Origin of the sequence: Enterobacter sp. AC1 (genome assembly GCF_050434705.1) — a bacterium.
Lineage (GTDB): Bacteria > Pseudomonadota > Gammaproteobacteria > Enterobacterales > Enterobacteriaceae > Enterobacter > Enterobacter cloacae_L.
The window spans coordinates 172,875-194,416 of the sequence record NZ_JBNDIZ010000002.1; the positions used below are offsets into that span (position 1 = coordinate 172,875).

At 58.3% G+C, this 21,542-nt stretch carries 19 protein-coding genes; 8 read left to right on the forward strand and 11 right to left on the reverse strand.

Annotated elements, in window-relative coordinates; all coding sequences use genetic code 11:
- The first annotated feature begins 44 nt into the window (after window positions 1-44).
- Together hemH and M2433_RS05695 are read left to right on the forward strand one after the other, a co-directional pair.
- On the forward strand, window positions 45-1,007 hold the full coding sequence (gene hemH, locus M2433_RS05690) for a ferrochelatase (RefSeq protein ID WP_063429283.1): 963 nt from the start codon (window positions 45-47) through the stop codon (window positions 1,005-1,007).
- A gap of 62 nt (window positions 1,008-1,069) precedes the next feature.
- Complete coding sequence (locus tag M2433_RS05695; RefSeq protein ID WP_047347244.1) at window positions 1,070-2,374, forward strand: inosine/guanosine kinase; 1,305 nt, start codon at window positions 1,070-1,072, stop codon at window positions 2,372-2,374.
- 106 nt (window positions 2,375-2,480) lie between these two features.
- On the opposite strand, the gene ybaL is transcribed toward M2433_RS05695, so the two are convergent.
- Both ybaL and M2433_RS05705 read right to left on the reverse strand, forming a co-directional pair.
- Window positions 2,481-4,157: a YbaL family putative K(+) efflux transporter gene (ybaL, locus tag M2433_RS05700; RefSeq protein ID WP_429053613.1), complete on the reverse strand. Its 1,677-nt coding sequence runs from the start codon at window positions 4,155-4,157 to the stop codon at window positions 2,481-2,483.
- A gap of 229 nt (window positions 4,158-4,386) precedes the next feature.
- Window positions 4,387-5,607 (reverse strand): MFS transporter, encoded by a 1,221-nt coding sequence (locus tag M2433_RS05705; protein WP_429053610.1) that lies wholly within the window; start codon window positions 5,605-5,607, stop codon window positions 4,387-4,389.
- 169 nt (window positions 5,608-5,776) lie between these two features.
- On the opposite strand from M2433_RS05705, the gene ushA reads away from it, so the two are divergent.
- A complete protein-coding gene (gene ushA / locus M2433_RS05710) occupies window positions 5,777-7,429 on the forward strand; it encodes a bifunctional UDP-sugar hydrolase/5'-nucleotidase UshA (protein ID WP_429053607.1) in 1,653 nt (550 codons plus the stop codon).
- Between the two features lie 177 nt (window positions 7,430-7,606).
- Here ushA and ybaK read toward each other — a convergent pair whose 3' ends face one another.
- From ybaK to copA, 3 genes are all read right to left on the reverse strand, one after another.
- A complete protein-coding gene (gene ybaK / locus M2433_RS05715; RefSeq protein ID WP_429053605.1) occupies window positions 7,607-8,086 on the reverse strand; it encodes a Cys-tRNA(Pro)/Cys-tRNA(Cys) deacylase YbaK in 480 nt (159 codons plus the stop codon).
- Between the two features lie 199 nt (window positions 8,087-8,285).
- Window positions 8,286-9,080, reverse strand: coding sequence for a TraB/GumN family protein (locus M2433_RS05720; RefSeq protein ID WP_429053604.1), 795 nt, complete (start codon window positions 9,078-9,080; stop codon window positions 8,286-8,288).
- A 50-nt stretch (window positions 9,081-9,130) separates the two neighbouring features.
- Window positions 9,131-11,629, reverse strand: a complete 2,499-nt coding sequence (gene copA / locus M2433_RS05725; protein ID WP_429053602.1) for a copper-exporting P-type ATPase CopA — start codon at window positions 11,627-11,629, stop codon at window positions 9,131-9,133.
- A 108-nt stretch (window positions 11,630-11,737) separates the two neighbouring features.
- On the opposite strand from copA, the gene cueR reads away from it, so the two are divergent.
- Window positions 11,738-12,148: a Cu(I)-responsive transcriptional regulator gene (cueR, locus tag M2433_RS05730; protein WP_063429293.1), complete on the forward strand. Its 411-nt coding sequence runs from the start codon at window positions 11,738-11,740 to the stop codon at window positions 12,146-12,148.
- On the opposite strand, the gene M2433_RS05735 is transcribed toward cueR, so the two are convergent.
- The 3 genes from M2433_RS05735 to M2433_RS05745 are packed head-to-tail and all read right to left on the reverse strand — an operon-like array spanning window position 12,145 to window position 14,404.
- Complete coding sequence (locus M2433_RS05735) at window positions 12,145-12,597, reverse strand: NfeD family protein (RefSeq protein ID WP_063429295.1); 453 nt, start codon at window positions 12,595-12,597, stop codon at window positions 12,145-12,147. The two genes, cueR and M2433_RS05735, sit on opposite strands and share 4 nt — an antisense overlap.
- Entirely contained in the window at window positions 12,594-13,508 is a 915-nt protein-coding gene (locus M2433_RS05740) for an SPFH domain-containing protein (protein ID WP_047347235.1), read from the reverse strand. Before M2433_RS05740 ends, M2433_RS05735 begins: the two co-directional genes overlap by 4 nt.
- A gap of 44 nt (window positions 13,509-13,552) precedes the next feature.
- Window positions 13,553-14,404: a hypothetical protein gene (locus M2433_RS05745; protein ID WP_429053600.1), complete on the reverse strand. Its 852-nt coding sequence runs from the start codon at window positions 14,402-14,404 to the stop codon at window positions 13,553-13,555.
- A 143-nt stretch (window positions 14,405-14,547) separates the two neighbouring features.
- On the opposite strand from M2433_RS05745, the gene fetA reads away from it, so the two are divergent.
- Both fetA and fetB read left to right on the forward strand, forming a co-directional pair.
- Window positions 14,548-15,219, forward strand: a complete 672-nt coding sequence (gene fetA / locus M2433_RS05750; protein ID WP_059311184.1) for an iron efflux ABC transporter ATP-binding subunit FetA — start codon at window positions 14,548-14,550, stop codon at window positions 15,217-15,219.
- The gene (fetB, locus tag M2433_RS05755; RefSeq protein ID WP_059311183.1) at window positions 15,212-15,994 is read left to right on the forward strand and encodes an iron efflux ABC transporter permease subunit FetB; all 783 of its coding nucleotides are present in this window, start codon (window positions 15,212-15,214) and stop codon (window positions 15,992-15,994) included. Before fetA ends, fetB begins: the two co-directional genes overlap by 8 nt.
- 50 nt (window positions 15,995-16,044) lie before the next feature.
- On the opposite strand, the gene M2433_RS05760 is transcribed toward fetB, so the two are convergent.
- From M2433_RS05760 to tesA, 3 genes are read right to left on the reverse strand one after another with little or no spacing between them, the layout of a single operon-like run.
- A complete protein-coding gene (locus tag M2433_RS05760; protein WP_063955349.1) occupies window positions 16,045-16,899 on the reverse strand; it encodes a co-chaperone YbbN in 855 nt (284 codons plus the stop codon).
- Between the two features lie 58 nt (window positions 16,900-16,957).
- Entirely contained in the window at window positions 16,958-17,728 is a 771-nt protein-coding gene (locus M2433_RS05765) for an SDR family oxidoreductase (protein ID WP_429053598.1), read from the reverse strand.
- Window positions 17,729-17,756: 28 nt separating this feature from the next.
- Window positions 17,757-18,380 carry a multifunctional acyl-CoA thioesterase I/protease I/lysophospholipase L1 gene (tesA, locus tag M2433_RS05770; RefSeq protein WP_429053818.1) on the reverse strand — a complete coding sequence of 208 codons (624 nt, stop codon included), beginning with the start codon at window positions 18,378-18,380 and terminating at the stop codon, window positions 17,757-17,759.
- Between tesA and ybbA the strand changes: the two genes are divergently transcribed.
- Both ybbA and ybbP read left to right on the forward strand, forming a co-directional pair.
- A complete protein-coding gene (gene ybbA, locus M2433_RS05775) occupies window positions 18,351-19,037 on the forward strand; it encodes a putative ABC transporter ATP-binding protein YbbA (protein ID WP_023617272.1) in 687 nt (228 codons plus the stop codon). The genes tesA and ybbA overlap by 30 nt on opposite strands.
- Window positions 19,034-21,448 carry a putative ABC transporter permease subunit YbbP gene (gene ybbP / locus M2433_RS05780; RefSeq protein ID WP_429053597.1) on the forward strand — a complete coding sequence of 805 codons (2,415 nt, stop codon included), beginning with the start codon at window positions 19,034-19,036 and terminating at the stop codon, window positions 21,446-21,448. The genes ybbA and ybbP overlap by 4 nt, the downstream gene beginning before the upstream one ends.
- Window positions 21,449-21,542: the final 94 nt, after the last annotated feature.

Here is a 21,542-nt window from a genome sequence, read left to right on the forward strand (position 1 = left end):
TTTCCGCTACAATTGACAACCATTCAAATGGTTAAGAGGCGTGAATGAGTCAGGCGAAAACCGGCATCCTGCTTGCCAATCTGGGCACTCCAGAAGCACCTACATCAGACGCGGTAAAACGCTACCTGCGACAATTTTTAAGCGACACGCGCGTCGTGGATTTTCCGCGGCTGCTGTGGTGGCCGCTGCTGCGTGGCGTCATTCTGCCGATCCGCTCTCCGCGCGTCGCCAAACTCTATCAGTCCGTCTGGATGGAAGAGGGCTCTCCGCTGATGGTCTACAGCCGTCGCCAGGAAAAAGCGCTGGCTGCCCGCCTGCCGGATATGCCCGTCGCGCTCGGCATGAGTTATGGGAAACCGTCCCTGAAAAGCGCGGTGGAATCCCTGCTGGCGCAGGGCGTGGACCACATCGTCGTGCTGGCGCTCTACCCGCAATACTCCTGCTCGACGGTGGCTGCCGTCTGGGATGAACTGGCGCGCATTCTGGCGACCCGCCGCCGTATACCGGGCGTGACCTTTATTCGCGATTATGCGGATAACGATCTCTACATCAAGGCGCTTGCCAACAGCGCGCGCGCGTCGTTTGAAAAACACGGCGAGCCGGATCTGCTGCTGCTCTCCTATCACGGGATCCCGCAGCGTTTCGCCAACGAAGGGGATGATTACCCGCAGCGCTGCCGCGATACCACCCGCGAGCTGGTTTCCGCCCTCGGCCTGCCGCCGGAGAAGGTGATGATGACCTTCCAGTCGCGCTTCGGTCGCGAGCCGTGGCTGACGCCGTACACCGATGAGACCCTTAAAATGCTGGGCGAGAAGGGCGTGAAGCACATTCAGGTGATGTCACCGGGCTTCTCGGCAGACTGTCTGGAAACGCTGGAGGAGATCGCGGTGCAAAACCGGGAGTTCTTCCTTGAGGCCGGCGGTGAGAAGTACGAGTACATTCCGGCACTTAACGACTCGCCCGAGCATATCGACATGATGGTCTCGCTGGTGACAAACAGCCGCTGATCGCACTGCGGGCCGGGTTTGTGCTACCATTCCCGGCCTCTATTCTTTGCACAGTTCAGACCATGAAATTTCCCGGTAAACGTAAATCTAAACACTACTTCCCCGTTGATGCCCGCGATCCGCTCCTGCAGCAAATCCAGCCAGAAAATGAAACCAGCGCGGCATGGGTCGTCGGTATCGACCAGACGCTGGTGGACATTGAAGCGAAAGTGGATGATGCGTTTGTCGCCCGTTACGGTCTGAGCGCCGGACACTCGCTGGTGATCGAAGACGACGTTGCCGAAGCGCTCTATCAGGAGCTGGTGCGTGAAAATCTGATCACCCATCAGTTCGCCGGTGGCACCATCGGCAATACCATGCACAACTACTCCGTGCTGGCCGACGACCGCTCGGTCCTGCTCGGCGTGATGTGCAGCAATATTGAAATTGGCGGCTACGCCTACCGCTATTTGTGCAACACCTCCAGCCGCACCGATCTGAACTACCTTCAGGGCGTCGACGGGCCCATTGGCCGCTGCTTTACGCTTATCGGAGAGTCCGGCGAGCGCACCTTTGCCATCAGCCCGGGGCATATGAACAAGCTGCGCGCCGAGAGCATCCCGGAAGAGGTGATCGCAGGCGCCTCGGCGCTGGTGCTGACCTCCTACCTGGTGCGCTGCAAGCCGGGCGAGCCGATGCCCGACGCAACCATGAAGGCGATTGAGTACGCGAAGAAATACAACGTACCCGTCGTTCTGACGCTGGGCACCAAATTCGTGATTGCCGATAACCCCGAGTGGTGGCAGGCTTTCCTGAAAGAGCACGTCTCCATTCTGGCGATGAACGAAGAAGAGGCGGAAGCGTTGACCGGCGAAAGCGATCCGCTGCTGGCGTCTGACAAAGCGCTGGACTGGGTGGACCTGGTGCTCTGCACCGCCGGCCCTGTCGGTCTGTACATGGCAGGCTTTACGGAAGAAGAGAGCAAACGCAAAACCCAGCACCCGCTGCTGCCTGGCGCGATTGCCGAGTTCAACCAGTACGAATTCAGCCGCGGTATGCGCCATCAGGACTGCATCAACCCACTGCGGATCTACTCTCACATCGCGCCATACATGGGCGGACCGGAGAAGATCATGAATACCAACGGCGCGGGCGACGGCGCGCTGGCCGCGCTGCTGCACGACATTACCGCCAATGCCTACCACAAAACCAACGTACCGAACTCCAGCAAGCACAAGTTCAGCTGGCTCACCTATTCGTCGCTGGCGCAGGTGTGCAAATACGCGAACCGCGTGAGCTACCAGGTGCTGAACCAGCACTCACCGCGCTTAACGCGTGGCCTGCCGGAACGGGAAGACAGCCTCGAAGAGGCTTACTGGGACAGGTAAAAGAAAACCCCTCACCCTAACCCTCTCCCCATAGGGGAGAGGGAACTTGAACACCCTCTCCCCTATGGGGAGAGGGCTGGGGTGAGGGGACCAGGCCGCACAACGCTTAGCCCGTCACCCCTTCTTCAACCGGCGGATTCTCCAGTAGCGTCAGCATCGTGTTCGCAATCTCACGCTCGCCCATCACCACCTTATTCGCGCCGCGCTCGGTGATATATTCCACCTCGTCGTCATAATGCGCCCGGGCAATAATCTCAATATTTGGGCACTTCGCGCGCGCGGAGGCCACAATCTCACCCGCTTCATAGCCGTTTGGTATGGTCAGCAGCAGCCAGCGCGCGCAGTCCAGATGCGCAAGGTTCATGATCTCTTCGTTCGCCGCGTTGCCCAGCACCGCCCGAATGCCGCGCTCGCGCAGCTCGTCGACGCGGGAGCGCGACGTTTCAATCACCACCAGCGGAATGCCCTGTGCCATCAGCTTCTCGCCGAGCAGGCTGCCCACGCGGCCAAAGCCGACCAGCAGGGCGTGGTTGCAAATATCCACCGGGATCTGCTTCTCTTCTTCAATAGCCTCTTCCAGGGTCTGCTCTTCCAGCGTTTCGGTTTTATCGAGGTATTTTTCCAGCAGGGCAAACAGCACCGGGTTCAGCATAATCGACAGGATTGCGCCCGCCAGCACCAGGTTTTGCCCGGCCTGCGGCAGCAGGTTCAGGGCCATGCCCAGACCGGCCAGAATAAAGGCGAACTCGCCAATCTGCGCCAGGCTGGCGGCGATGGTCAACGCCGTACGCGGGGAGTGACCGAACATTCGCACCAGGAAGAAGGCGGCGAGCGACTTACCAAAGATAATGATCGCCAGCGTGCCCAGCACGGCCAGCGGCTGGTGAATCAATACCATCGGATCAAACAGCATCCCGACGGAGACGAAGAACAGCACGGCAAAGGCGTCGCGCAGCGGCAGGGTATCGTGCGCCGCGCGGTGGCTCAGCTCGGATTCGTTCAGCACCATTCCGGCGAAGAACGCGCCCAGGGCAAAGGAGACGTCAAACAGCTCAACGGCACCAAACGCGATACCGAGCGCCAGCGCCAGCACGGAGAGGGTAAACAGCTCGCGTGAGCCGGTCGCCGCGCTGCGTGACATGATCCACGGTACCAGACGGCGGCCCACCAGCATCATGATGGCGATAAACGCCACCACTTTCCCGATGGTGATGCTCATATCCAGCGCCAGCGAGGCGAAGCCGACATTGTCTTTTTCCATCATGCCGGCGACGGCAGGCAGCAGCACCAGCGTCAGCACCATAACCAGGTCTTCAACGATCAGCCAGCCTATCGCGATCTGCCCGCGCTGGCTGTCGATCAGCTGTCTCTCTTCAAGCGCACGCAGCAGCACCACGGTACTGGCGGTTGAGAGACACAGCCCAAATACGATGCCGGTCATTAACGACCAGCCCAGTAAGGCCGAAAGCGCCATCCCCAGCAGCGTCGCCACCCCTATCTGGGCGATAGCTCCGGGTATGGCAATCGACTTTACCGCCATCAAATCCTTCAGAGAAAAATGCAGGCCGACGCCAAACATCAGCAGAATCACGCCCAATTCCGCCAGTTCAGGGGCCAGTTTGGTATCCGCAACGAAGCCTGGCGTAAACGGTCCCGCCAGTACGCCCGCTAACAGATAGCCGACAAGAGGAGAAATACGCAGTTTATTAGCAATCATGCCGAGGATAAAAGCGAGCACAAGTCCACCAACAATGGTGGTGATAAGCGGTGTGGCGTGGTGCATTCCGTCTCCTTTCGTTGTGGGTGTTCCTTTTTGGTGAAAACCAAAAAACCGAGTAATAGTTTATGACAATTTTTACTCTTGTGTTTATGAATAATTGTTGAATTTTGAATAAAACAGCAATATGCACCCAAAAAAGCGCATTTTGATAAATTCAGAGAGGAGATGAAGAAGAAACCCTTATGGCATCAGGGTATCAGGTAGCCAAAGTTAAACTTTGGCTACCTGTTATTTACGCTTTGTGGCGGTTATCAGGCAAGAATATGGTCAACATCCCAAGAAGTGGCAGGAAAGCGCAGATTTTATAAACCAGGAAGATGCTGGTGTGATCCGCAACCATCCCTAACACCGCGGCACCAAGCCCACCCATGCCGAAGGCGAAGCCGAAAAAGAGCCCGGAAACCATACCGATACGTCCTGGCAGCAGCTCCTGGGCATAGACCAGAATGGCGGAAAAGGCGGATGCGAGGATAAAACCAATGATGACGGTTAAAATTCCCGTCCATTCAAGGCTGGCGTACGGCAAAATAAGGGTAAACGGCGCGACGCCGAGGATAGAGCCCCAAATAACGTATTTACGCCCAATCTTATCCCCCACGGGCCCGCCAATGACCGTGCCGGCCGCGACGGCGAACAGGAAGGCAAACAGGTGAATCTGGGCATTCTGTACCGATAATCCGAATTTTTGCATCAGGTAAAAGGTGTAATAGCTGCTGATGCTCGCCATATAGAAGTATTTCGAGAAAATCAGCACCAGCAGCACGGAAACCGCCAGGATAACCTTATTGCGCGGAAGGGGATTGATAACCTTCGCTTTAGGTTTACCTTTGTTCACCCGATGCTGAGCGGCATACCAGCGGCTGATCTGCGCCAGCACGACAATGGCCAGCAGCGCGGCCAGGACAAACCATGCCACGTTGCCTTTGCCGTAAGGGGCAATAATCACCGCGGCCAGCAGCGGGCCCAGGGAGCTACCAAAGTTACCGCCTACCTGGAAGAGCGACTGCGCCAGACCGTGACGCCCGCCAGAGGCCATACGCGCCACGCGGGAAGACTCAGGGTGGAAAACGGACGAGCCGGTGCCCACCAGCGCGGCAGCAACCAGCACGGCCTCAAAGCTCCCCGCCATGGCCAGCAGCACCAGCCCGCTTAAGGTAAAGCACATGCCTATCGGCAGCGACCACGGCATCGGGTATTTGTCCGTCCAGTAGCCCACCACCGGCTGCAGCAGCGAGGAGGCCAGCTGGAAGGTCAGGGTGATCATCCCGATCTGCACGAAGGTGAGGGAGAACTCGGACTGCAGCAGCGGATAAATGGCCAGAATCAACGACTGGATCATGTCGTTGAGCAGGTGCGAGAGGCTGATTGCGCCTAATACTTTAAAGGAGGTGCGCGATGCTGGCGGCGACGCCGGCGCGCCCGGAACGGGCTGGGTTGATTCACTGATTGCCATAGAGAGAATTACCACGTCTTTAGTTATTAGAAATGCAGGGTGTAATTATTATCCGACTAACATACCCGCCCGGGACATTTGAAGAAAGTCGCAATTCTGAAAACTTATTTGTCTATTCTTGTTAGTCACTGTAATTTTTGCCTTTGTCTATTGGTCAGGGAGAGAGAAGATGAAGTTAATGAAGCGGGGCGTCGCGCTGGCGCTCATCGCCGCATGGGGCCTGGTAAGCCTGCCCGCGCAGGCGTATGAAAAAGACAAAACCTATAAAATCACCATTCTGCATACTAACGATCACCACGGTCACTTCTGGCGCAGTGAATACGGCGAATATGGCCTGTCGGCACAAAAAACGCTGGTGGACAGCATTCGCAAAGAGGTGGCAGCCCAGGGCGGCAGCGTGCTGTTGCTGTCGGGCGGCGATATCAATACCGGCGTGCCGGAATCCGACTTACAGGACGCCGAGCCCGATTTTCGCGGCATGAACCTGATTGGCTACGACGCGATGGCCGTCGGTAACCATGAGTTTGACAACCCGCTGAGCGTGCTGCGTCAGCAGGAAAAATGGGCCAAATTCCCGCTCCTCTCTGCCAATATTTACCAGAAAAGCACCGGCGAGCGCCTGTTTAAACCGTGGGCGCTGTTTAAGCGTCAGGATCTGAAAATCGCGGTCATTGGCTTAACCACCGACGATACGGCGAAAATTGGTAACCCCGAGTTCTTTACCGATATCGAATTCCGCAAACCGGCAGACGAAGCGAAGCTGGTGATTCAGGAGCTGCAGCAAAACGAGAAGCCGGACGTGATCATTGCCGCCACGCACATGGGGCATTACGACAACGGCGAGCACGGCTCTAACGCGCCCGGCGACGTGGAGATGGCGCGCAGCCTGCCTGCGGGCTCGCTGGCGATGATTGTGGGTGGTCACTCACAAGATCCGGTGTGTATGGCCTCGGAGAACAAAAAGCAGGTGGATTACGTGCCGGGCACGCCGTGCGCGCCAGACCGTCAGAACGGTATCTGGATTGTCCAGGCGCACGAGTGGGGCAAATACGTGGGCCGCGCGGACTTCGAGTTCCGTAACGGTGAGATGAAGCTGGTCCATTACCAGCTCATTCCGGTTAACCTGAAGAAAAAGGTTACGTACCCTGACGGGAAAAGTGAGCGCGTACTTTATACACCAGAGATTCCAGAAAACCAGCAGATGCTCTCCCTGCTGACGCCGTTCCAGAACAAAGGCAAGGCGCAGCTGGACGTGAAAATCGGCACGCTGAACGGTCGTCTGGAAGGGGACCGCAGTAAGGTTCGCTTCGTGCAGACCAACATGGGCCACCTGGTTCTGGCGGCACAAATGGCGCGTACCGGCGCTGACTTCGGCGTGATGAGCGGCGGCGGCATTCGTGACTCTATCGAAGGCGGAAACATTACCTATAAAGATGTCCTGAAGGTGCAGCCGTTCGGTAACCTGGTGGTCTATGCCGACATGAGCGGGAAAGAGGTCATTGACTATCTGACCGCCGTGGCGCAGATGAAGCCGGATTCCGGGGCTTACCCGCAGTTTGCCAACGTCAGCTTTGTGGCGAAAGACGGCAAGCTTAACGATCTTAAGATCAAAGGCGAACCGGTCGACCCTGTCAAAACCTACCGTCTGGCGACCTTAAGTTTCAACGCCACCGGCGGTGACGGCTATCCGCATATTGATAATAAACCGGGCTACGTGAATACCGGCTTTATTGATGCGGAAGTGCTGAAGCAGTTCATCGAGCAGAATTCGCCGATTGACGTGAATGCGTATGAGCCGAAAGGTGAGGTGAGCTGGCAGTAGCGTTGTGCGGCCTGATGCCCTCACCCCAACCCTCTCCCGGTGGGAGAGGGGGGGCATCCGTGCAGGCATTATTTTGTGGGGAACCCTCAGCCCACCGGGAGAGGGCGCGAACACAAAAAACGGTAACGCCTGTTACCGTTTTGCTTTTACCTCGCAGCCGCCACCCGGCTTTTTCTTTTACTCCCGGCGGGCAATATCCGCAAACTTCGCGTCCAGCATTTTCGCCAGATCGCCCGCGGCCAGTTCAATATCCAGCCCGCGTTTGCCGCCGGATATAAAGATGGTTTCAAACTCCTGTGAAGGGGAATCAATCAGCGTCGGCAGGCGTTTTTTCTGCCCGAGCGGGCTGATCCCGCCCACCAGGTAGCCCGTGGTGCGTTGCGCAACCATCGGATCGGCCATATCCACCTTCTTCGCCCCCAGGGCTTTGGCGACTTTCTTCAGATCCAGCTGTCCCGCCACCGGAGTGACCGCGACGGCGAGGTGTTTCATGTCGCCATTTACCGCAACCAGCAGCGTTTTATAAACCTGGTCCGCGTTCAGGCCCAGCTTGCGCACCACTTCATCGCCAAAGTTGGTTTCATTCGGATCGTGATCGTACGTGTGGATCCGGAAGGAAATGTTGTTTTTTTCGAGTAATTTAACGGCGGGAGTCATAGCTATCCTTCTTACGACAGACAAATCATGCCAACAGCATACGCCTGACGTTTGTCTAAAAAATAGCACCATCTTGCGCAATAGTATTGGCAGTGATGGTCACTTTGAGCGACAATCGGCTCAACCGAAGGTCTCCTTCGGCATAATAAAAACGATGAAATTCCTCTTTGACGGGCCAATAGAAATATTGGCCATTTTTTTATTTCAGCAACGACGGCAAGTTCCCTTCTCCGTACAAATGTAACGCCCCAACCGCCACCACGTAATGCCCCGCAGGCAGAGCATGCAGCGTCTCCCGCCAGGCTTTGTTGCGCGCGTTCATCAGCACATCATATAACGATTCGCTGAACGTCGACGGCAAGGTCAGCTTACCGTCCGCAGGCGGCGCATCCAGCCACCAGCCGATCATGGTCTGCAGCAGGCGCGCGTTGGTGTGCCAGTGAGTCAGCGTATCGTCCAGCAGCATTAGGCCGTCGTCGGGAAGCTGCCGCAGAAGCGCAATCTGGCTGTCCGTCCCTTCCAGCTCGATGATGGGCAGACGGCGTGCCCTTGCCACGTTCAGCAGCTGGTAATCAATGCCGTAATCACCGCGCAGGCCCAGACGCTGTGCCTGCGTAGCCTGCAGCACCATCGCGATTTGCCAGAGCGGCAGGGTGTCAATCATGGAGAGCGAGACGCCCGTTTCATCGGCGACGCGCGTCAGTTCCGCAAGCTGGGTTTCATCCAGGCGTTCCGCCAGCGTGAGATCGCTCTCCAGCCCGGCAAACGGCGACTCATGGCCCGAAATGTCCGCCTCAACGACCAGCGCATCGGCGCGTTTCAGCAGTTTAACCAGCGCGGGCGGCAGGGGTGACATATCCTGCGTGCCCATATGAATGCTTCCCACCAGGTGCAGGTGTTGCCCGCCGGGGAGGGAAATATCCAGGCCCGGCCAGGCGTAACGGCGAGGAAAGAGGGCGCGAAACGATGTTTTTATACGATTAAACAGACCCATACGCGCTCCATGAATGGAAAGGTTCATGCTAGCGCGTACGAGTACAAGGTTCAATCTTTCGGTTTAAAGCGCAGCAGCCGGTTGGCGTTGCTCACTACGGTGATGGAGGAGAGCGCCATCGCCGCGCCCGCGACCACCGGGTTAAGCAGCGTGCCGGTCAGCGGCCACAAAATGCCGGCAGCAATCGGGATACCGAGCGAGTTATAGATAAACGCCCCCAGCAGGTTCTGCTTCATGTTGCGCAACGTGGCTTTCGAAATGGCCAGCGCGTCGGCAACGCCCATCAGGCTGTGGCGCATCAGCGTAATGGCGGCGGTTTCAATGGCCACGTCGCTCCCGCCGCCCATGGCAATCCCCACGTCCGCCTGGGCCAGCGCCGGGGCATCGTTGATGCCGTCGCCGACCATCGCCACCTGACGACCCTGACTTTGCAGTTTCTTGATAGCGTCTGCTTTACCGTCCGGCAGTACGCCCGCAATGACCTCATCAATTCCGGCTTCTTTCGCGATGGCGTTGGCGGTGGTCGGGTTATCCCCGGTCAGCATCACCAGGCGATAGCCCGCGCGGTGCAGACGCGCCAGGGCATCCACGCTGTCCTGGCGCAGCGGATCGCGAACGGCCAGCAGCGCGGCGGCTTTGCCATCTACCGCAAGGAGAACCGGCGTGGCGCCCTGCGACGCCTGCGCTTTCAGCTCGCTCTCCAGCGCGGAGGTATCAATACCGTTTTCATTAAGCAATGCCTGGTTGCCCAGCAGCAGCGCGTGGCCTTCTGCCTCACCGCTGACGCCGAGCCCGCGCCGTGTACGGAAGCTGCTGACCTGCGGCAGGGCAGTATCATGTGCTTTATCAAGGATGGCGCGCGCCAGCGGATGGCTTGAGCCTTGCTCCAGCGCGGCGGCAAGCCGCAGCGCGTCCGCTTCGGCAATGCCTGCGGTCGTGACGGCCACCACCTGCGGTTTGCCTTCGGTCAGCGTGCCGGTTTTATCAAACACCAGCGTGTCGAGCGTGCTGGCCCGCTGCAGCGCGTCCGCGTCCCGCACCAGCACGCCAAACTCGGCCGCGCGGCCTACGCCGGAGATAATCGACATCGGCGTCGCGAGGCCCAGGGCGCACGGACAGGCGATGATCAGCACCGTGGTGGCGATCACCAGGGTATAAACAATCTGCGGGGCGGGGCCGAAAACGTACCAGATCGCCGCGCTCAGCAGGGCAATGGCGACCACCACCGGCACAAAAATGGCGGAAATTCTGTCAGCGAGCTGGCCAATTTCCGGCTTGCTGCTCTGCGCCTGGCGTACCATGCGAATAATGCGCGACAGCGTAGTGTGGCTGCCGACGGCGCTGGCGGTGAACAGCACGCTGCCGTCCTGTACCACCGTTCCTGCATGAACGGCGTCGCCGTCTGATTTCTGCTGGGGAATGGGCTCGCCGGTCAGCATCGCTTCATCCAGCCAGGCTTCGCCCTGCGTTATCTGACCGTCAACGGGAACGCGATCGCCCGTGGTCAGGCGCAGCGTCATGCCGGGCTGAACCTCGGCCAGCGGAACGCTCTTTTCCCCTGCGTCCGTGACCACGCGCGCGGTTGGCGGGGTTAAATCGAGCAATCTTTCCAGCGCTTTCGAGGAGCGCTGGCGGGCGCGGGCTTCCAGCATATGGCCTAAGTTGATCAGGCCGATAATCATGGCGCTCGCTTCATAATAGAGATGTCGCGCTTCCATCGGGAACCACTGGGGCCAGACGTTCACGCTCATGGAGTACAGCCATGCCGCACCCGTGCCGAGGGCGACCAGCGTATCCATCGTCGCGGTGCGGTTTTTCAGGCTCTTCCAGGCGCTGGTATAGAAATGACCGCCCGCGAAGATCATCACGCCCAGGGTAATGACGCCAATCACCAGCCACAGCGTGCGGTTGTCGTCGGTGACCATCATGTTGTCACCGATCATCCCCCACACCATCACCGGAATACCTACCAGCAGGGCGACAATCGCCTGCCAGCGGAAGCGCTTCATGGTGGCGATAGCCGTTTCCTGCTGGCGCTCGCGGCGTTCGGCGTCATCTTCGATGGCCTCCGCCCCGTAGCCCGCTTTTTCAACGGCCTGTACTAATTCTGCTGCGGAGGCGCTGCCCATCACCAGCGCAGTGCGCTCCGCGAGGTTGACCCGTGCCTGCGCGACGCCCGGTACCGCCTGCAAGGCGTTTTGTACCCGGGAGACGCAGCTGGCGCAGCTCATGCCGTTGATCAGCAGCTGTTGGCTGTCATCAATATCATCAGCTGCCGGAAGCTCAGGAGTGGCCGCTGTCAGCGCTTCCGACGGGGATGATGACTCTGCCAGCGGTTTAGCCTTTGGGTGGCTTAGCGCCGCCCCGTAGCCGGCCTGCTTGATGGTATCAATCAGCGCATCCGCGCTGGCGCTGCCGGTGACGGCGGCACGATCGATACTCACTTCAGCGCTTTCAACATCAGGACGCTGTTCCAGACTTTCTTTAACGCGTTTGACGCAGTGGCCGCAGGAAAGGCCGTCCAGCGTCAGGTCAATAGTGTGAGACATAACAAAACTCCCGTATAATATTTTGGTCAGTTGTTGACCGGAGTAACGCTTTTCACTAACTGTTATGAAGGTTAAACCTTCCATCAAGGGGAAGGTCAAGGGGGAAATGTGAATATTAGCGATGTGGCAAAAAAAACCGGTTTAACCAGCAAAGCGATTCGCTTTTATGAAGAGAAGGGGCTGGTGACGCCGCCGCTGCGCAGTGAAAACGGCTACCGCAGCTACACGCAGCTGCATCTGGATGAACTGACGCTGCTGCGCCAGGCAAGACAGGTCGGTTTTAATCTGGAAGAGTGCGGCGAGCTGGTTAACCTGTTCAACGATCCGAAGCGTCACAGTGCAGACGTGAAAAAACGCACCCTGGAAAAAGTGGCCGAGATTGAACGCCATATCACCGAGCTGCAGGCGATGCGCAAACAGCTGCTACAGCTCGCGGAATCCTGTCCGGGGGATGACAGCGCCGACTGCCCGATTATCGATAATCTTGCCGGCTGCTGTCATCGTAAGGCTTCTGCTTAGCAGGCTTTAACCCGCAGGGTAATGCCTTCCACCGCAATGACCTCAACCCGCGTTCCGGCGCTGAGGTCGTCGTCGGCGACCACCGGCCAAGAGCTGTCGCCCACGCGCATATGTCCCCGTCCGTTTACCAGCGCGGCGTCGAGCGTAAACCGCTGGCCGACAATCTGCTGTCCGCGCTGGTTGAGATGCGCGTCCACCGGCTTCTGCTCGCTAACCCGTCGGTTAAGCCAGCGCCACCACAGCCACGCGGCCACCAGCGTCAGCACGGCAAACAACGCGCCCTGCCACGCCCAGTCAAGCGGCAAAATCCACACGAGCAGCCCGGTAATGACCGCGGCGACACCGCTCCAGAGCAGGTAGCCATTGCCGCCCAGCATCTCAGCGGCCAGCAGTAAACCCCCGAGGCTTAGCCAGAAAGCGTGAGGATGTGCGACGATGAGCTCAATCATTTTTTACGCTCGTTTCCGCTGTCTTTGATAAGCTCGGCAATACCGGCGATAGAGCCCATCAGGCTGCTGGCCTCCAGCGGCATCATCACCACTTTGCTGTTGTTCGCGGAGCCGATCTCTTTCAGCGCGTCGGTATATTTTTGCGCGACAAAGTAGTTCACGGCCTGGATATCACCGGCGGCAATCGCCTCAGACACCATCTGGGTGGCGCGGGCTTCCGCCTCGGCTGAACGTTCACGCGCTTCCGCCTGCAAAAACGCGGACTGACGATCGCCTTCCGCTTTCAGGATCTGCGACTGTTTTTCCCCTTCCGCTTTGAGGATCTCAGCCTGACGCACCCCTTCGGCTTCCAGAATGTAGGCGCGCTTGGTTCGCTCGGCCTTCATCTGCGCGTTCATGGAGGCAATCAGCTCCGCCGGCGGGCGCACGTCGCGGATTTCAATACGGGTGACCTTGATCCCCCACGGGTTCGTTGCCTCATCGACAATATGCAGCAGGCGGGTATTGATGCTGTCGCGCTGGGAAAGCATCTCGTCCAGCTCCATCGAGCCCAGCACGGTACGGATGTTGGTCATCGTCAGGTTGACGATCGCCAGCTCCAGGTTGCTCACCTCATAGGCCGCTTTCGGCGCGTCAATCACCTGAATAAAGCAGACGGCGTCAATGGTGACGTTGGCGTTATCCTTCGAGATCACTTCCTGAGAAGGAATATCCAGCACCTGTTCCATCATATTGATCTTACGGCCGATTCTGTCCATGAACGGAACAATAAGGCTTAGGCCAGGCTGGAGCGTATTGGTATAGCGGCCGAAACGCTCGACGGTCCACTGATAGCCCTGTGGGACAATTTTGACGCCTGCGCCCACGATAACCAGCGCAACGAAAATAAGGACGGGAATAACGATAAGCATAAAAACCTCCTGTTTTGCATGCTGTGACGAGTGAAAGTGTGTGTTTATTGCTCGTAAGTATAGGTAAAGTCAGAGATGAATCCATCACCCGCCTTCGCGATGGCTTTGGATAATCCCAGGTAGTAATTCTCCAGCCCCAGCGCTTCGATATGCTGGATCTGTTCGCGAATGGGGGCGCAGAACAGTACGGCATTCCCCGCCTCAACGCGCTTGTTGTTGGGGGGAAGGTCGCCGGCGATGGCTTTGAACCACGTTCGGATACCCTGCTTTAAGCTGTGCGGCGCTTTTGCCAGGTTATCCATTCCCGTCAGGACCTGCAGGGTGGGGAACTCATCGGCCATCACGGCGGTTTTCATGCGCGCAAAGAACTGGCTGAACAGCTCAAACGATCCCAGGTCGGTAACGCGGGGCTTGGTGGTTTTACCGTTTTTATTGCCGATTTTACCTGCCGCAGACGCCGTGGCCGGTACCGCGTTCACTTTTTCCAGCTCCAGCCCAAATAGCAAATTGCAATGCGCGCGGCGGGCTTTCAGCGGGTAGGACATCAGAACGTCAATGAATTGGGTCGCTTTCACATCCGCAAGGTCGTGGTTGATAAGCCACTGGGTGCGAGAAAATTCAGCCGGAGAGACGAACCAGTCGGGTACCTCAGTAAAACGCTTTGATTTTCCTTTGCCGTCAAATTCAAGGAAGTGTGTCCCGTTGTCGAAGGCGAAATAGCAATTTTTGAAACTGCCGATCGTGGTGTTCACGATGAGCGCCTTCTTAACAAAATCGACCACCTCTGCACCAATGACAAAACGCGTGAGTTCCGAAGATTTGATGACTTCCATTAATGTTTCGACATCAGGAACACCAGGCTTCAGGGAAGGGAACTCATAAAAGATGTGTGCCATGCTGCATACTTCCTGTAGTGATGGTGGTGACAAATGACAAACAAAAAGTTTAACACTTGCTTTAGCGTGAGGCTATTCGCTCTGTGCGCACGAAAGGATTATGCTACAGGCGGTTATGACAAAAAGCGGTTAACGGAAGCGCAATGAACGATAAAAAAAACTTAATACATCTCAGGGATGTCGGATTTCGTGTCGGGGAAAACACCATCCTTCAGCACGTCGAGTTTTGCCTGTCGCCGGGCGAGTTTAAATTAATAACGGGCCCTTCAGGCTGCGGTAAAAGCACGCTGCTCAAGATTGTGGCCTCCTTGCTCAGCCCCACAGAGGGCACCATTCTGTTTGAAGGCCAGGATATTGCGTCACTTTCACCGGAAAGCTATCGCCAGCAGGTTTCCTATTGTGTGCAAACCCCCGCGCTTTTTGGCGATACGGTTTATGACAACCTGATATTTCCGTGGCAAATCCGTCAAAAAACGCCGGAGCCGGAAAAATTCACCCGCGATCTGACTCGCTTTGGCCTTTCGGAGGAGACGTTAACCAAATCCATTAATGCGCTGTCGGGCGGAGAAAAGCAGCGCGTCTCGCTGATCCGCAACCTGCAGTTTTTACCCAAGGTGTTGCTGCTGGATGAAATTACCAGCGCGCTCGATGACGCCAACAAACGCAACGTTAACGAGATTATTCATCGTTACGTCCGCGAGCAGAATATTGCCGTGTTGTGGGTGACGCACGACGCCAGCGAAATAACCCATGCGGATGACGTGATTACGCTTCAGCCGCACGGCGGAAAAATGCAGGAGGCAAACCGTGGGTGAGCATAATATTACCAACGAATCCCTGGCGTTTTCGATGGTGCTGGTGCTGATTGCGATTGTGGTCAGCTACCGGGAAAAGCTAGGGCTGGAAAAAGATATTGTGTGGAGTATCTGCCGCGCGGTGATTCAGCTCATCATCGTCGGCTATGTGCTGAAGTACATTTTCAACGTCAACCACGCGGTCCTGACGCTGCTGATGGTGCTCTTTATCTGCTTTAACGCGGCGTGGAATGCGCAAAAACGCAGTAAATACATTGATAAGGCGTTTATCTCATCGTTTATCGCGATTACCACCGGGACGGCGCTTACGCTGGCGGTGCTGGTGCTCTCCGGCTCGATTGAATTTACGCCGATGCAGGTTATCCCTATCTCCGGGATGATTGCGGGGAACGCCATGGTGGCCGTTGGGCTCTGTTATAACAACCTTGGCCAGCGTTTCAGCAGCGAACAGCAGCAGCTGCAGGAGAAACTAAGCCTGGGGGCCACGCCAAAAGTGGCCTCGGCGCGGCTGATTCGTGAAAGCATTCGTTCATCGCTGATCCCAACGGTAGATTCAGCCAAAACGGTTGGGCTGGTAAGCCTGCCGGGCATGATGTCGGGGCTGATTTTTGCGGGTATCGATCCGGTAAAAGCGATTAAGTATCAGATCATGGTGACGTTTATGCTGCTCTCCACGGCAAGCCTGTCAACCATCATTGCCTGCTACCTGACCTACCGGAAGTTCTACAACGCGCGCCACCAGCTGGTGGTGACGCAGTTGAAAAAGTCGGAATAAACCGTCTTTTGTAGGCCCGGTAAGCGTTAGCGCCACCGGGCATTTTTTTGTTAGTAGAGCAACGCGTACAGCTGACGACGGTACTTCGACGCCAGCGCGTCGCCGGTGCCCAGCGCGGCGAGGATCTCCTGGAACATCTTGCGCGCCTGGCCGTCTGCGGCAGCGAGGTCCTTTTGCAAATGGCTAAACAGCAGCTCCAGCGCCTCTTCGTTGCGGCCCACCTGGTGCAGCTGCAGCGCCAGCTGGCTTGCCAGCGCGGCGTCGGCCGGGTTTTCGGCAACCTGCTGCTGCAGTTGCTGAATCTCCGGGGTGTCCGCGGCCTGCTTCAGCAGCTCAATCTGCGCGACCAGGCCCTGGTAACGGGTGTCCTGGTCCTGCAGCGGAACGGTCTTGAGTACGGCTTCCGCATCTTCTGAACGGTGCAGGGCGATCTGCGTTTCCGCCAGCAGCAGGCCAATCTGGCTGTTCTGATTCGACAGCTGCCACGCCTCTTTGAGCAGCGGCAGCGCCTCGTCATATTTGCCTTCCTGCATCAGCGCCATGCCTTCCTGCGCTTTCAGCTCCTCTTCGCGCGGCAGCACTTTGTCCAGCAGGGCACGGATTGCCTCTTCCGGCTGCGGCCCCTGGAAGCCGTCAACGGGCTGGCCGTTCTGGAACAGATAGACGGTGGGAATGGCGCGCAGGCCAAACTGAGACGCGACCATTGGCTCTGCGTCACAGTCCAGCTTAGCGAGAATGAACTGACCGTTGTACTGGGCGGCAAGGCTTTCCAGTACCGGCGTCAGCTGCAGACAGTGTTGGCTGCGTTCAGACCAGAAGTAGAACAGCACCGGTTTGGTCATCGACTGTTCAAGGGTCTGTTGCAGGTTTGCTTCAGTAATATTGACGATATTCTGTACGGACATGCGGCTTTCTCTTTTGTCGGTTTGTTCTTTACATGGGGATGCGCGACGTCGCTTCAACTCAACCGTGTAAAATTTTGTCCATTATCCGGCCCGGCAGCAGGCGTTTTAACCAGCCTACGGCGTGGGTGACCAGCGTGACCGGATAGCGAATTTTAGGGTGTTCACTCTCAAAAGCATGGCGCACTTTGGCAACAACCGCTTCGGGCCCGAGGGTAAATCGTGCGGCAATGCCGGGGTTCTCGACCGGTTTATCCGCCTGCGTCTGGTTCACGTTATCGGTAAAGCGGGTGCGGATCGGGCCGGGTTCAATCAGGCTAACCTTAATGCCGCTGTGGCGCAGCTCCATGCGCAGGGCGTCGGACCAGGCCTCCAGCGCATATTTGCTGGCGGCGTAGGCGCCGCGTCCTGGGGTTGATATCAGCCCCATCACCGACGATGTCATCACGATGCGCCCTTCACCGTGCGGCAGCATCGCGGGGAGCAGACGCATGGTGAGCTGATGTACGCCGAAGAAGTTGGTCGAAAACTGCTTCTCCAGCGTTTCGCGGGAGAGCGTATCCAGCGGACCATACACGCCGTAACCGGCATTGTTAAAGAGCCCGTACAGACGATTGTCGGTCAGCGCGATGACCTCATCGGCGGCGCGCTCAACGCTCTCCGGCGAGTCCACATCCAGCAGCACGCCGGTAAAGCCCAGCCCGTTCATGCGTTCGACATCGTCGGGTTTGCGGCAGGCCGCCAGGACCCGAAATCCCTGGCGCTTTAGTTCAAGCGCGCTTTCAAGGCCGATTCCACTGGAACATCCTGTAATTAAGACCGATTTTTGCATAACTTTACCTGTCAGGATCTCCGCTTAATCAGGAGTCATGTTTAACTAAAGGAGCCAGCCGCGTTGCCATCCAGTCGGCAATAAACGGCTGAGCATCGCGATTGGGGTGGATGCCGTCGTCTTGCATCCACTGGGGTTTGAGATAGACCTCTTCCATGAAAAATGGCAGCAGCGGAATATCAAACTCTTTGGCAAGCTTAGGGTAGATCGCGCTAAAGGCTTCATTATACCGACGACCGTAGTTGGCGGGCAGGCGAATTTGCATCAGCAGCGGCTGAGCGTTTGCCACCCTGATGTCCTGCAAAATGGTGCGCAGCGTTTGCTCCGTTTGCTGAGGCTGGAAACCGCGCAGGCCGTCATTACCGCCAAGCTCAACCAGCACCCAGCGCGGCTGATGCTGTTTGAGCAGCGCAGGCAGGCGCGATAAACCCTGCTGAGAGGTATCGCCGCTGATGCTGGCGTTGATAACCGACGTCTTGCTCTGCCATTTTTCATTAAGCAGGGCGGGCCAGGCCGCGCTGGCCGCCATGCGATAGCCTGCGCTCAGGCTGTCGCCGAGAACCAGTAACGTGTCCGCTGCCGCCGCGCGGAAGGTCATCAGAATCAAAAACAGGAAGGGCAAATGCCAGCGGAAAACAGTGTTGAAGTTCATCATCTTAAGAAGTCCGTCGGTCAGGGGGAACACGAGCTTTCCATCCTTACTGGAGTTGAACTCGTTGTCAAACGCGCTGAAACCATCGCGCTGATTGGCGAGTCCGGTTCCGGTAAGTCTACGCTGCTGGCAATTTTGGCCGGTCTGGACGACGGCAGCAGCGGCGAAGTCCACCTGGTTGGGCAACCGCTGCATCAGCTTGATGAAGAGGCGCGGGCCGCGCTGCGCGCGCGTCACGTTGGTTTTGTTTTTCAATCCTTTATGCTGATTCCGACCCTGAACGCGCTGGAAAACGTCGAACTCCCGGCGCTTCTGCGCGGGGAAAATAGCCGTGAAAGCCGCGCTCACGCGAAGGCGCTGCTGGAACAGCTCGGCCTGGGTAAACGTCTCGACCATCTTCCCGCGCAGCTTTCTGGCGGTGAGCAGCAGCGCGTGGCGCTGGCGCGGGCGTTTAACGGCCGCCCGGAAGTGCTGTTTGCCGATGAGCCCACCGGTAACCTTGACCGTAAAACCGGAGACCGGATTGCCGACCTGCTGTTTTCGCTCAACCGCGAGCACGGTACCACGCTGATCCTCGTGACCCACGATCCGCAGCTCGCCGCCCGCTGCGACCGTCGCCTGCGGCTGGTCAACGGTATTCTTCAGGAGGAGGCATGATTACCCGCTGGTTCTGGCGCGAGTGGCGCTCGCCGTCGCTGCTGATTGTCTGGCTGGCGTTAAGCCTGGCGGTGGCCTGCGTGCTGGCGCTCGGCAGCGTCAGTGACCGGATGGAAAAAGGGCTCAGCCAGCAGAGCCGGGAGTTTATGGCGGGAGACCGGGCGCTGCAAAGCTCGCGCGCCGTTTCGCCGGGCTGGATTGACGAGGCGCGCACGCTGGGGCTGAAGGTGGGAGAACAGATTACCTTCCAGACGATGACCTTCGCGGGCGACACGCCGCAGCTGGCGAGCGTTAAAGCCGTCGATGATATCTACCCGATGTACGGCGAACTGCAGACCAGTCCGCCCGGGCTGAAGCCAGAGCCCGGCACGGTGCTGCTGGCCCCGCGGCTGATGGCGCTCCTGAATCTGAAAACCGGCGACAGTATCGACGTGGGTGACGCGACATTGAAAATCGCCGGGGAAGTGGTGCAGGAGCCCGATTCCGGCTTTAACCCCTTCCAGCTTGCGCCACGCCTGCTGATGAACACCGCGGATGTTGCGGCAACCCATGCGGTACAGCCGGGCAGCCGCGTCACCTGGCGCTATAAGTTTGGCGGCACGCCTGCCCAGCTTGATGCGTATGAAAAATGGCTCCTGCCGCAGCTCAAGCCGGAGCACCGCTGGTACGGGCTGGAGCAGGACGAAGGGGCGCTCGGCAAATCTCTTGAACGTTCTCAGCAGTTCCTGCTGCTGTCGGCACTGTTAACCCTGCTGCTCGCTGTGGCGGCGGTGGCCGTGGCGATGGGGCACTACTGCCGCAGCCGCTACGACCTGGTGGCGATCCTCAAAACCCTGGGGGCGGGCAGGGCGCAGCTGCGCAAGCTGATTGTCGGCCAGTGGCTGATGCTGCTGATGCTGTCCGCGCTGACCGGCGGGATAATGGGGCTGCTGTTTGAAAAGCTGCTGATGGTGATGCTGAAGCCGGTACTCCCGGCCGCATTGCCGCCGGCCAGCCTCTGGCCGTGGCTGTGGGCGATGGGCGCGATGACGGTGATCTCGGTGCTGGTGGGGCTACGGCCCTACCGTCTGCTGCTCGCTACGCAGCCGCTGCGCGTGCTCCGCAACGATGTGGTGGCGAACGTCTGGCCGCTGAAGGTCTACCTTCCAGTAATTATTGCGGTGGCGGTGGGGCTGCTGGCCTGGCTGATGGGGGGCAGCACGCTGCTGTGGGCGGTGCTGGCCGGAGCGGTTGTGCTGGCGCTGCTGTGCGGCGTGCTGGGCTGGATACTGCTCAACGTCCTGAAGCGACTGACGGTAAAATCCCTGCCCGTACGCCTGGCGGTCAACCGCCTGCTGCACCAGCCCTGGTCTACGCTGAGCCAGCTTTCGGCCTTTTCGCTGTCGTTTATGCTGCTGGCCCTGCTGCTGGTGCTGCGCGGCGATCTGCTCGACCGCTGGCAGCAGCAGCTGCCGCCGGAAAGCCCGAACTATTTCCTGATCAATATCGCCCCTGAGCAGGTCACGCCGCTGAAGGGCTTCCTGTCCGAGCATCATATTATTCCGGAGTCGTTCTATCCCATCGTTCGCGCGCGGCTGACGCAGATCAACGGCCAGCCAACGGAGGGGAGCAAGGACGAGTCGCTTAACCGCGAGCTGAACCTGACCTGGCAGGAGAAACGCCCGGATCACAACCCGATTACCGCCGGCACCTGGCCGCCGAAAGCGGGAGAGGTGTCGATGGAAGAGGGGCTGGCGACGCGCCTGAACGTGAAGCTCGGGGATCGCGTGACGTTTACCGGCGATACGCAGGACTTCAGCGCCAAAGTGACCAGCCTGCGCAAGGTAGACTGGGAGAGCCTGCGGCCGAACTTCTTCTTTATCTTCCCGCCGGGGGCGCTGGACGGTCAGCCGCAGAGCTGGCTCACCAGCTTCCGCTGGGAAAACGGCAACGGCATGCTGACCCAGCTGAACCGGGAGTTCCCGACGGTCAGCCTGCTGGACATCGGCGCGATCCTGAAACAGGTGGGGCAGGTGCTGGAGCAGGTGAGCCGCGCGCTGGAGGTGATGGTGGTGCTGGTGACAATCTGCGGCGTGCTGCTACTGCTGGCCCAGGTGCAGGTGGGCATGCGCCAGCGGCATCAGGAACTGGTGGTCTACCGCACGCTGGGGGCCGGTAAGCGGCTGCTGCGAATGACGCTCTGGAGCGAGTTTGCGCTGCTGGGGCTGGTGGCCGGTCTGGTGGCGGCCATTGGCGCAGAGACGGCGCTGGCGGTGTTGCAGACAAAAGTGTTCGACTTCCCGTGGGAGCCTGACTGGCGCCTTTGGTTAATACTGCCTCTGTGCGGCGCGGTGCTGCTTTCCCTTTGCGGAGGCTGGCTCGGCACGCGGCTGTTAAAGGGCAAAGCCCTGTTCCGTCAGTTTGCGAGTTGATTTAGCCCTGTGATAATTGCGTGCCGGTTTTTAATACCGGCACGCAATGTTTAAATAGCACAAAGTGATAATACCCACTCATTTAGTAGCACAA

Coding starts and splice junctions, on each gene's coding strand:
- tesA (WP_429053818.1), bottom strand. CDS start 18,380: ATGAACTTCAACACTGTTTTCCGCTGGCATTTGCCCTTCCTGTTTTTG.
- ybaK (WP_429053605.1), bottom strand. CDS start 8,086: ATGACTCCCGCCGTTAAATTACTCGAAAAAAACAACATTTCCTTCCGG.
- fetA (WP_059311184.1), top strand. CDS start 14,548: ATGAACGATAAAAAAAACTTAATACATCTCAGGGATGTCGGATTTCGT.
- M2433_RS05745 (WP_429053600.1), bottom strand. CDS start 14,404: ATGGCACACATCTTTTATGAGTTCCCTTCCCTGAAGCCTGGTGTTCCT.
- ybbA (WP_023617272.1), top strand. CDS start 18,351: ATGCCAGCGGAAAACAGTGTTGAAGTTCATCATCTTAAGAAGTCCGTC.
- copA (WP_429053602.1), bottom strand. CDS start 11,629: ATGTCTCACACTATTGACCTGACGCTGGACGGCCTTTCCTGCGGCCAC.
- hemH (WP_063429283.1), top strand. CDS start 45: ATGAGTCAGGCGAAAACCGGCATCCTGCTTGCCAATCTGGGCACTCCA.
- M2433_RS05760 (WP_063955349.1), bottom strand. CDS start 16,899: ATGTCCGTACAGAATATCGTCAATATTACTGAAGCAAACCTGCAACAG.
- ybaL (WP_429053613.1), bottom strand. CDS start 4,157: ATGCACCACGCCACACCGCTTATCACCACCATTGTTGGTGGACTTGTG.
- M2433_RS05735 (WP_063429295.1), bottom strand. CDS start 12,597: ATGATTGAGCTCATCGTCGCACATCCTCACGCTTTCTGGCTAAGCCTC.
- M2433_RS05765 (WP_429053598.1), bottom strand. CDS start 17,728: ATGCAAAAATCGGTCTTAATTACAGGATGTTCCAGTGGAATCGGCCTT.
- ybbP (WP_429053597.1), top strand. CDS start 19,034: ATGATTACCCGCTGGTTCTGGCGCGAGTGGCGCTCGCCGTCGCTGCTG.
- ushA (WP_429053607.1), top strand. CDS start 5,777: ATGAAGTTAATGAAGCGGGGCGTCGCGCTGGCGCTCATCGCCGCATGG.
- M2433_RS05740 (WP_047347235.1), bottom strand. CDS start 13,508: ATGCTTATCGTTATTCCCGTCCTTATTTTCGTTGCGCTGGTTATCGTG.
- M2433_RS05720 (WP_429053604.1), bottom strand. CDS start 9,080: ATGGGTCTGTTTAATCGTATAAAAACATCGTTTCGCGCCCTCTTTCCT.
- M2433_RS05695 (WP_047347244.1), top strand. CDS start 1,070: ATGAAATTTCCCGGTAAACGTAAATCTAAACACTACTTCCCCGTTGAT.
- M2433_RS05705 (WP_429053610.1), bottom strand. CDS start 5,607: ATGGCAATCAGTGAATCAACCCAGCCCGTTCCGGGCGCGCCGGCGTCG.